6 protein-coding genes are annotated in these 10991 nt (G+C 46.8%); 1 reads left to right on the top strand and 5 read right to left on the bottom strand.

Translation table 11 applies throughout. The features are described 5' to 3' along the window. The first annotated feature begins 270 nt into the window (after nt 1-270). A complete protein-coding gene (locus tag VIP81_RS12390) occupies nt 271-1983 on the top strand; it encodes a peptide MFS transporter (RefSeq protein WP_331960697.1) in 1713 nt (570 codons plus the stop codon). Nucleotides 1984-1991: 8 nt separating this feature from the next. On the opposite strand, the gene VIP81_RS12385 is transcribed toward VIP81_RS12390, so the two are convergent. The 5 genes from VIP81_RS12385 to VIP81_RS12365 form a co-directional block, all read right to left on the bottom strand. Then, nucleotides 1992-3308: a hypothetical protein gene (locus VIP81_RS12385; protein WP_331960694.1), complete on the bottom strand. Its 1317-nt coding sequence runs from the start codon at nt 3306-3308 to the stop codon at nt 1992-1994. Between the two features lie 4 nt (nt 3309-3312). Continuing rightward, entirely contained in the window at nt 3313-4701 is a 1389-nt protein-coding gene (locus tag VIP81_RS12380) for an aminopeptidase P family protein (protein WP_331960691.1), read from the bottom strand. Between the two features lie 232 nt (nt 4702-4933). Continuing rightward, the gene (locus VIP81_RS12375) at nt 4934-6367 is read right to left on the bottom strand and encodes a TolC family protein (protein ID WP_331960688.1); all 1434 of its coding nucleotides are present in this window, start codon (nt 6365-6367) and stop codon (nt 4934-4936) included. Next, entirely contained in the window at nt 6360-9527 is a 3168-nt protein-coding gene (locus tag VIP81_RS12370) for an efflux RND transporter permease subunit (RefSeq protein WP_331960685.1), read from the bottom strand. The genes VIP81_RS12375 and VIP81_RS12370 overlap by 8 nt, the downstream gene beginning before the upstream one ends. Before the next feature lie 27 nt (nt 9528-9554). Beyond that, nucleotides 9555-10637 (bottom strand): efflux RND transporter periplasmic adaptor subunit, encoded by a 1083-nt coding sequence (locus tag VIP81_RS12365; protein WP_331960682.1) that lies wholly within the window; start codon nt 10635-10637, stop codon nt 9555-9557. Between the last annotated feature and the right edge of the window lie 354 nt (nt 10638-10991).

Genomic DNA, 10991 nt, shown 5'->3' with positions numbered 1-10991 from the left:
CCGGCGGGTCTATCTTTACCAGGATAGACCCATCCTTTGACGCTTTTGAGGGAATTGCAGGAGCTTTCATGAATAATAATGCTAAATATAATCAGTAACCTACCACCATCATACCGTGAAAATCCCCGTATCCCCGTAAAGGGCCAGAAAATAGCGATAGAAGGTTAAAATGAACGCATATTCTGTTAATTACTGCAAATACATATCTCCCAAAGAAGACCATATTTGAAGTGGTACCTTCATTTAAACAGGTATTGAAAAAACATTTCTATGCCTGAAACTTCCCGGCCTGCATCGCATCCCAAAGGACTTTACATTTTGTTTGTCACTGAAATGTGGGAGCGGTTCAACTACTATGGCATGCGTGCGGTGCTGATCCTTTATATGACCAAGGCGTTACTGTTCAGCAAAGTGTTTGCCGCCAATTTATATGGAAGTTATACGGGGCTGATTTATCTTACTCCACTGTTGGGAGGCTACATTGCCGACCGTTATTGGGGCAACCGGCGCTCCATTATTACCGGCGGCATCGTGATGGCAGTAGGAGAGATGATCCTTTTTGTCAGCGCCTCCTCATTTCAGCATTATGCTTCTCTTTCGCTGCTGCTGTTCTTTTGTGGCCTCGGCTGCATGATTTCCGGCAATGGATTCTTTAAACCTAATATCTCTTCCCTGGTAGGGCAGTTATATGTAGACGGGGATAAAAGAAAAGACACGGCCTATACGATTTTTTACATGGGCATTAATACCGGAGGTGCGTTAGGCCCCATTATCTGCGGCCTTACCGGAGATACGGGCAACCCGGCTGATTTTAAATGGGCTTTCTTAGCGGGTGGTGTCAGCATGGTGATTAGTGTGCTGGTGCAGGTGGCATTTCATCATCGCTATGTGAAAGATCCGGCAGGGAATGTACTGGGCCTCACCCCGGAACGGGTGCCGGCTAAACTATTGCAACCGCTCGTGATGATCGGGGGACTGGTACTGACTACCTTGCTGATGATCGGTTTACTATATATCGATGCCACCATCGTTAACTACCTGTCGTACCTGTTGCTGGCCGCGGTAGTACTGATTGCGGTGATCATCTTCAGAGATCCATCGCTTACCCGTTCAGAAAAACAGCGGATCAAAGTCATCTTTATCATCTCTTTCTTTGTGATCTTTTTCTGGGCAGCATTTGAACAGGCAGGGGCTTCGCTGACATTTTTTGCAGATGAACAAACCAACAGACATCTGGGCTGGAAAATACCGGTATGGAGTATTCAGCTGGGATCTGTTCTTTTAGTATATGGATTATTCAGATTGTTCCGTCATGCACAACGGCAGTTGTCAGCCGCTGTGGATCATTTGTTACGCAACACGATCTACGGATTGTTGTTGCTCCTCCTGTTGGGCATCGCCGGCGTGAATATATATTTCCTGGGTAAAAATGCGCTGCTGCTGAATGAAATACCGCCTAGTCTTTTTCTTTCCCTGGGCTCCATTTACATCGTTCTCTTTGCGCCGTTCTTCGCGTGGCTATGGCCGCGGCTGGGGAAACATGAACCTTCCGCGCCTGTTAAAATGGGCATAGGGTTGTTGTTACTGGCGTTGGGATATTTATGGATTGCATTTGGTGTGAAAGCAGTAGCTCCTGATATCAAGGTAAGCATTATCTGGATTACCGGCATGTATGCTTTGCATTCTTTCGGAGAACTTTGTTTGTCGCCCATAGGGCTATCGCTGGTCAATAAATTATCGCCGCTTAAATTTTCCTCTTTACTAATGGCGGTATGGTTCCTGGCAACAGCAGCAGCCAATAAATTTGCCGGTGTATTAAGCACCTTGTATCCGGATCATGGTAAAACGCTTACGCTTGGAGGATATGCTATCCGCAACGCCTACGATTTCTTCCTGCTTTTTGTGATCATGGTGGGCGCCGCAGGTGTGCTGCTGCTGCTGATATCAAAAAGGCTGACAGCCATGATGGCTGTCAGCAAATAAAAACATGATTATGGCTTGCCTCCTTGTATCAGGTCTGTTGGCGTAATTTCGTTGCTGAGCAAATGACCAAAACTTTCCCACCTTTTGTCGGGCTGTGTTTCATGGGCATCAGCCGAGATGTAGTTTTTGATCAGGTCCAGTCCATAATTGTAGTTGATTACATACGAACGGTTTTTCTTAATGAACAACAATCCTTTTGCCGCGGCTTCCTGGTTCAGGAGCGTGTAGTTCAGCAGCCATTGTGTAGCCGCGGAGTCGGACATGCTGCCGTTCAGCAATCCTCTGCCTACTTCATTGCGTGCATAGTTGAGTTGTCCTTTAATGTCCAGTGCTTTAAAGTAAGTATCTATCCCGGTGGTATCTAATCCTGCCAGCGGTAATAAGATGTTTTTGGTAAAGGTATTTTTTTCGGTTCCGGGGAAGGCGATTTCTATGCCGTAGTTCGCACTGCCTTCGGCAATCAGCGACTGTGGACTGAATAAAGGATACAGCGATATTTCCACCCATCCTTTGTCGTGATACAGATTTTTTTCCAGCAGCATATTATATACATGATGACCGGGATATCCTTCATGACAGGCGAGGTCTATTGCTTTTTCGATGAAAATATTCAGGTCGGCGCTGATCTGAATCAGGCTCACATAATTTCCTTTGTACCAGTTGTAACCCATCCACGGTTTGCCGGAAACATATTCCAGTGTAAAGCTTTCTGTTGCCGGTAAAGCATAATGCTGCAAGGTGCGCTTACGGGCTGCTGCGATAGCGGTTTTGAAAACCGTATCCAGTTTATCTTTGGGGATGATGAAACGATTGGCGAGTTGCTGGAAACGGTCTTGTACCGCGCTTTTACCGGGTAACAGGCTATCGAGTTTGGCTACGAGCGACTGATAATATTTTTCCGGATACGTGGGCGCCACCACGTCAAATAATTCTTTTGACTCCTTATCAAAATCACTGTATTCACCGGAGAATATTTTGATACGCCTGCTGAAAGCAGTGAGTTGTCGCATGATCCATTGTGACCGGATGCGAACAGTATCGTCTTTTGTTTCAGTAGAGAGTTGTTGCAACGATGCTTTTAAACTATCCACCGCACCGAGAAAGTTATCTTTTGGAAAAGTGGATTGCCGGCCAGCAGTTGGTTTCAGGGAATCCGGGCCATAGTAGGCATCTACAAAATCAGGATCATATTGACCGATACTTAATCCGAGCCGCACATATTTTTCTGCGAGCACATTTAATTGCTTGTTGCCGGTATCCTCATTTTTACGCGTATTGCAGGAAAACAAAAATAAAACTGCCAGGAGCAGTAGCTGCTGTTTCATGTATTTATAAATTGATGAGGTGTTCGATTTCAGTGGCTGTTTTAGCGAAAGGACGTCCCAAGATACGGCTGCCACTGGCTGTTATCAGGAAATTATCTTCCACCCGTACGCCCCCGAAATTTTCGTACGCCGCTAATTTTTCATAGTTAATAAAAGCGCTGTGTTTGCCTGCTGCCTGCCAGGCTGCTGTCAGTAGCGGATTGAAATAGATGCCTGGTTCTATGGTCAATACAAATCCTTCTTCCAGCTCACGTCCCAGTCGCAGGGATTTTAAACCGAAGTCGGTGCTTTTCTTTAAACTATCGGTATAGCCTACATATTGTTCTCCCAGATTTTCCATGTCGTGAATATCCAGTCCCAGCATATGTCCAAGACCGCAGGGAAAGAAGAGGGTATGCGCGCCCGCTTCCACCGCTTCGCGGGCATTGCCCCGCATGAGGCCCAGCGAAATGAGTCCTGCAGCCAACTGCTCACAAGCCAGCAGGTGCACATCTTTAAAGTGTATGCCTGGTTTTACCGCATCGGCGGCTGCCTGGTATGCCTGGTATACAATATCATAGATCTCCCGTTGGGCAGTCGTGAATTTTTTATTAACAGGATGCGTACGGGTCAGGTCACCGGCGTAGCGCATCGCATTTTCGGCGCCGCAGTCACACAATACCAATTGCCCGTTCTGTAGTGGCGCATAATGCGGATGATTGTGCAGGAACTGCCCGTTGCTGGTTAAAATAACGGGGAAAGATATATTTCCCCCGGCAGCAATGGCCACGGCCTGGAGGCGACCAGCTATTTCCGTTTCGGTAACCCCGGCGGCCGATAGCTCCATCGCTTTCAACTGCATGTCGATGGTGGTGTTGACGGCGATTTCTATCTGTTCAATTTCTTCGCTGGTTTTAATGGACCGTTGACGCACAATCGCGTGTATCAGCTTTACAGATACACGCTGCGGAAGGAGGGCAACGGGAATGTCTAACCAGGTGCTTAGTTTCACCGTATCATCTGCTCTATAGGGCAAAAGAAAATGAATATCCTGTTTGCTGCTAACACTGCTTGCCAGGAAGCCCGCCAGTTGGGATAATGGGCGGATCTCTTTAATGCCGGTCTTCACGGCCTGTGCTGCCAGCGATTCCACCGGACCTGTCCACATGATCTCTTCTACCGTCAGTTCATCGCCGAATAATATCTCCCGGTTATTATCTACATCTATTACAAACGTCAATCCGGGCCGGTCGATACCTGCAAAGTATAAGAAACTGCTATCCTGCCGGAAAGGGTAGATGTTGTCCTTATAGTTCATGCCACTGTCGTCATTGCCGGGAAGTAAAATAAGGCCCCTGCCAATATCGGATTGCAGTATGCTTCTTCTTTTGGTGTATGTTTCAGCTGAAAACATGTCGTTTTTTTTAGGTTAATTACCGGATAAAAGTAACTAACAAACGGGGATAATGAGCCGGCAGGTTAAAAAGAGCAGACAGATGGTTAATTATTGCAAAGAAAGCAGCGATTCCTTATTTGTTTCGCTCAAAGGAAATTTTGTTAAACCACCTGCCATGAGGTTGGAGGAAAGAAATTTACAATAAAAAAGCCGGCAACCATCGTTGCCGGCTTTTTGCTATCAGATGCTATTACTTCCAGCCGCCCCCCAGTTCTTTATAAACATTGATGACTGCATTCAGTTGATCTTTTTTGGTTTCTATCAGGTCCAGTTTGGATTCCAGCGCATCCCGCTGTGTCATCAGTACTTCCAGATAATCGGCCCTGGCAGACTTAAACAGGTCGTTGGAAATGTCGATGGACGTGGTCAGTGCATCTACTTGTTTCGACTTCAGATCATAGCTCTTTTCGAGATTGCTGATGTTGGATAACTCCGTAGATACTTCGAGGTATGCATTTAAGATAGTCCGCTCGTAATTGTACATGGCCTGCAGTTGTTTTGCACTGGCCTTGTTAAATTCTGCTTTGATCGCATTCCGGTTAATCAACGGCCCTGCCAGTTCTCCTGCGAGGGAGTACAGCAGCGACTCCGGCGACTTCACCAGGTAGGAAGGCTTAAATGCCTGTAAGCCTACACCGGCCGAAATACCGAGGGAAGGATAGAATTCTGCGCGGGCCACTTTTACATCCAGCTTGGCCGCCGTTAATTCCAGTTCCGCCTGTTTAATATCGGGCCTGTTGGCCAGCAATTGCGATGGAATACCTGCGTTGACAGTAGTCGGCAATGCGTTGGAGAAGGTGCTCTTATCCCGCGCAATTTCCTGCGGATAGCGACCTAACAGGAAGTTGATCCTGTTCTCTGTTTCCTTGATCTTTTGTTGTATTTCAAACTCCAGGCTCTGGGATTTCAACACTTCCGCTTCAAATTTCTTCACTGCCAGCTCTGTTGCCCTGGTGGCTTCTTTCTGGATCTTTACAATTTCCAGTGCATTCTTTTGCAGGTCAATGTTTTGTTTTACAATCTCAAACTGGTTGTCGAGCGACAACAATTCGTAATAAGAATTTGCTATCTCTGCGATCAGGTTGGTCAGTACAAAATTTTTGCCTTCCACGGTCGACAGATACCTTGTTACTGCGGCCTTTTTAGCGTTATGCAGTTTCTTCCAGATATCTACTTCCCAGGTGGCATAGGCGCCAATGGAATAATCCGCCAGCGGATCGGGCATTTCTTTGCCCGGTTCTATTTCTGTGGAGGCATCACCGGCACCCTGACTGGTGTATCGTCCTACTTTTTCTACACCTGCACCTGCTTTGGCAGTAACTGTTGGCAGCAGCGCAGCGTGTTTCATCCGGATTTCACTCTTGGCAATTTCAATTTCCTGTAAGGTGATCAGCAGCTCCTGGTTATTATTCAGTGCTGTGTCGATCAGGCTTACCAGGTGTTGATCTGTAAAAAAGCTTCTCCACTGCATGCTGCCCATGTTGGTGGTGTCAGCATTGTTATCATAAGCCGACGGTATCGCCTTGTTTTCAGCCGATGGCATGATCGCCGGCACCTTGCAGCTGGCTACCGCCAAACAAGCGCTCAGCAGTCCTACGCCGCTATGTATCCTGAATTTATACATTGTGATCAATTTCTTCTGTTAATGGATTTTCTTCTTCGTCTTTCACAAGTGCATGTCCTTCTGCCAGTTTGCCGAATATGTAGTACAGTCCGGGAATGACCAGCACCCCGAATACTGTTCCGAAAAGCATCCCTCCGGCAGCAGCAGTACCAATCGTTCTGTTGCCCAATGCACCCGGGCCTGAAGCCATTACCAATGGAATCAATCCCGCAATAAATGCGAAGGAAGTCATCAGGATAGGACGGAACCTTACCTTGGAGCCTTCCATGGCAGCTTGCAGCACCGTGGCGCCGCCCCTGTGTTTCTGCACGGCAAACTCCACAATCAACACCGCATTTTTACCCAGCAAACCAATGAGCATTACCATGGCTACCTGCGCATAGATATTGTTTTCCAGTCCCAGTAATTTCAGTAACAGGAACGCCCCGAAAATACCCGGAGGCAGCGACAATACCACCGCCAGTGGCAGAATAAAGCTTTCATACTGTGCGGCCAGAATCAGGTATACGAAACCAAGACAGATCAGGAAGATGTAAATAGCCTGGTTGCCCTGCGCCACCTCATCTTTGGAAATACCCGCCCAGTCAATACCAAAGCCTCTTGGCAAGGTTTTTTGCGCTACCTCATTGATCACATTAATGGCTTCACCACTACTGTAACCGGGAGCAGCAGCCCCACTTATTTCTGAGGAATTGTACATGTTATGCCGCGTGATTTCCGACAGGCCATACACTTTTTCCATCTTCATGAAAGCAGAGAAAGGCACCATTTCGTCGCGGTCATTTTTCACATACAACTTGAGAATATCTTCCGGCAACGCCCTGTATTCCGGCGATGCCTGGATGATCACTTTGTACTGACGATCGAATTTAATAAAGCTGATTTCGTAGTTACTTCCTATCAAAGTAGACAGTGTGTTCATGGCATTGTCAATGCTCACACCTTTTTGTTGGGCAATGTCATTATCCACTCTCAGCATGTATTGTGGGAAGCTGGCGCTATAGAAGCTGAATACGGAAGATAGCTCTTTACGTTTGCTGAGTTCTTTTACAAAGTCCCTGCTCACGGTTTCCATCTTTTTGTAATCACCTGATCCGGCTTTATCCAGCAGGCGCAACTCAAACCCACCAGCGGCTCCATAACCCGGTACTGCGGGCGGCTGGAAGAATTCGATGGTGGCGCCGGGAATATCCTTGGATTTTTCTTCCAGCTCCGTCATGATTTCCTGCACGGAATGTTTCCGGTCTTCCCAGCTTTTCAGGTTCACCAAACAGGTACCTGAGTTGGAACCAGTTCCTTCCGTCAGGATCTCGTAACCAGCCAATGCAGAAACGGATTGTACACCTTCGATGCCTTCCGCTACTTTTTGCAGCTTCTCTGCAATCTGATTCGTTCTTTCCAGCGATGATCCGGGAGGAGTTTGAATGATGGCATAGAACATACCCTGATCTTCATTCGGAATAAATCCGGAAGGAACATTGCTATTCAGGAACCAGGTGCCGGCACAGAAAGCCACCAACACAATAAAGGTCACCGACCTTCTGTTAACGATGGCGCCCAGTATGTTTTGGTACTTTCCGGAAGCGCGGTTGAACGTATTATTAAACCCGTCGAGGAATTTATCGACTACATTTTTCTTTTTAGCTTGTCCATGTCCATTCTTCAATATCATGGCGCACAACGCAGGTGTGAGCGTTAATGCCACTACACCCGAGAGAATGATAGCCGTCGCCATGGTGATGGAAAACTGGCGGTAGAAGATCCCTACAGGACCAGACATAAACGCCACCGGAATAAATACCGCTGCCATTAAGAACGTGATGGCAATGATAGCACCGCTGATTTCATGCATGGCTTTTTTGGTGGCCTTCAAGGGAGACAAATGTTCTTCTTCCATTTTGGCATGCACCGCTTCAATCACCACAATCGCATCATCCACTACCACACCAATGGCCAGCACCAACGCAAACAGCGTGATGAGGTTGAGGGTAATACCGAAAAACTGCATGAACATAAATGTTCCGATCAGCGATACCGGTACAGCCATGGCCGGAATCAGGGTAGAGCGCCAGTCGCCGAGGAAGAGGAATACCACTAATCCCACCAGGACAAAGGCTTCTATCAACGTATGAATTACTTTTTCAATAGAGGCATCCAGGAATTTGGATACATCATAACTGATTTCATAATTCATTCCTTTAGGAAAATCGTGGGCCTTGATTTCTTCCATCTTGGCCTTAATATCCTTAATTACCTGGCTGGCATTACTTCCGTAGGATTGCTTTAATACAATAGCGGCGGAAGGTTTACCATTCAGGTTGGAGTAAATATCATACATCGAGCTCCCGAATTCTACGCCTGCTACATCTTTCAGGCGGAGTATTTCACCATTCGGACTGGATCTTAAGATTACATTCTCATATCCTTCCTTGGTGGTGAACCTGCCGGGGTATTTCAATACATATTCAAAAGTCTGAGATCTTTTACCAGAGCTTTCACCGGTTTTACCGGGAGAAGCTTCCAGACTTTGTTCACCCAGTGCTTTCATGACTTCATCGGCAGAAATCTTGTAGGCGAGCATGCGGTCGGGCTTCAGCCAGATCCTCATGGCATATTCGCGGTTACCTAAGATGTCTGCAAAGCCCACCCCATCCACTCTTTTCAGCTCCGGCAGGATGTTGATATCCGCATAGTTGAAAAGGAATTTCTGATCTGCCTGCGGATCATCACTGTAAAGGTTGATGTACATCAGCATGTTGGATTCCTCACGGGTAATCTTCACACCCTCACGTACCACCAGTGGCGGCAGCTTATTTACTACGGAGGCCACGCGGTTTTGCACATTCAATGATGCCTGGTTAGGATCGGTGCCCAGGTTAAATACTACCTGTATGGAAGCTTCCCCGTCATTACCTGCATCAGAGGCGATATATTTCAGCCCGGGAACGCCGTTGATGGCTCGTTCCAGGGGAATGATCACTGATTTGATCATTAGTTCACCATTCGCGCCGGGATATTCCGCTGTCACATTCACCTTTGGCGGAGAAATGGAAGGGAACTGTGTTACCGGTAACTGGGTAATGGCCAGCACACCCAGGAAGACGATGATCAGTGATATCACGATGGATAACACCGGTCGCTGTATAAATTTATTGAACATTGAGCTACGCTATTTGGACATGAACAACTATTCCGCTTTCAATCTAAGATGGGAAATAACTTCCTCTGGTTTCCGGTAATCATAGTTGATCTTGTCATCATCTTTTACCTTCTGAACACCTTCGAGCAGTATTTTATCTTTTTCTGACACGCCGCTTTCTACCACATAGAGGTCGGGCATCTGACCACGGATCGCAATGTTCCGGGATCTTACCACGTTGTTGTTGTCCACTACAAAAACATATATCTTATCCTGAATTTCGTAAGTTGCTTTTTGTGGGATGACCAATGCATTTTTCAGCGGAATCGTCATCAGTACTTTACCTGTTTCACCGTTTCTTAAAAGCTTTTCAGGATTCGGGAATCTTGCCCGGAAGGCAATATTTCCTGTTTCGTTGTTGAATTCACTTTCAATGGTTTCCACATCTCCTTTATACTGGAGCGGCTGATTGTTGGCCAGCAGCAAACCTACTTTGCTGCTACCACGACCTTTGGTATTGGTGGCATAGTCCAGGTATTCCGGCTCAGATACATTGAAGTAGGCATACATCTGGGTGTTGTCGGAAAGACTGGTTAGCAGTCCGCCTTCGTCGATTACGCTACCCAATTTGAAGGGGATACGGTCAATGGTACCATCGAATGGCGCCCTGATTTCTGTGAACGACAGGTGCAGTTTCGCCAGCGCCATCTCCGCTTTGGCCTGATCCAGTTTGGCCTGTGCCATAGACTGTTCATTTTTTGACACCACGTTTTTATCGACCAGGGTTTTGGTGTTCTGCAATTCTATTTCCGCGGCTCTGGTTTCCGCCTCAGCTTTCTGCAGTTCTGCTTCATACATTTTCGGCATGATCCTGAACAACAGCTGCCCGGCTTTCACGAACTGGCCTTCATCTACATAGATGTTTTGCAGATATCCTCTTTCCTGTACCCGGATTTCAATGTTCCTGACAGATTTTATCTGGGAAACATATTCACTGGTAAATGAGGTGTCAATTCTAGATGGACTGGTAACTGTGTACTTTTCAGCTTCCTCTTTTTCTTCTTTTTTAGGTTTACAGCTTGTTAGATACAGCAGGGCAAAGAAGCCCGTAAACATGACAATTCTATTCATGATATTTAATCGATATTAAGCGATGGCATGGTAGTGGGGGCATAGTAGCCCCAGGGTACAAAACGTTGTCAGTTGCCAGCGTAACGATGCGGCAATACATGACGAAGCGGTATTAAATACTTGCGTCAGGCTGGCATGGTCACACTATGAGCAACTGAATGATGGGATCGATCAGATCCTCAGTACACTTTGTGTAATGTATTTATTGGAAAGTAGCGCCCAACAGGATGGAGGGGCCTTATAACATTTGCAGTGTTAGCTTAAAAGAGTAGGATGGGAGAGCGAGAACTGGCACCGGACCAGTAACCGGATCTTTCTGACGAGGAAGCTGCTTGCATCGTCATCTTCCACATC

Origin of the sequence: Chitinophaga sp., assembly GCF_036566945.1 — a bacterium.
Taxonomy (GTDB): domain Bacteria; phylum Bacteroidota; class Bacteroidia; order Chitinophagales; family Chitinophagaceae; genus Chitinophaga.
The sequence above is the reverse complement of the archived record's forward strand: the minus strand, read 5'-3'. Positions and strand labels throughout refer to the sequence as shown.

What these genes read in the sequence shown, in the direction of transcription:
- VIP81_RS12375 (WP_331960688.1), bottom strand. Translation starts at nt 6,367, where the DNA reads ATGTATAAATTCAGGATACATAGCGGCGTAGGACTGCTGAGCGCTTGT.
- VIP81_RS12370 (WP_331960685.1), bottom strand. Translation starts at nt 9,527, where the DNA reads ATGTTCAATAAATTTATACAGCGACCGGTGTTATCCATCGTGATATCA.
- VIP81_RS12365 (WP_331960682.1), bottom strand. Translation starts at nt 10,637, where the DNA reads ATGAATAGAATTGTCATGTTTACGGGCTTCTTTGCCCTGCTGTATCTA.
- VIP81_RS12385 (WP_331960694.1), bottom strand. Translation starts at nt 3,308, where the DNA reads ATGAAACAGCAGCTACTGCTCCTGGCAGTTTTATTTTTGTTTTCCTGC.
- VIP81_RS12380 (WP_331960691.1), bottom strand. Translation starts at nt 4,701, where the DNA reads ATGTTTTCAGCTGAAACATACACCAAAAGAAGAAGCATACTGCAATCC.
- VIP81_RS12390 (WP_331960697.1), top strand. Translation starts at nt 271, where the DNA reads ATGCCTGAAACTTCCCGGCCTGCATCGCATCCCAAAGGACTTTACATT.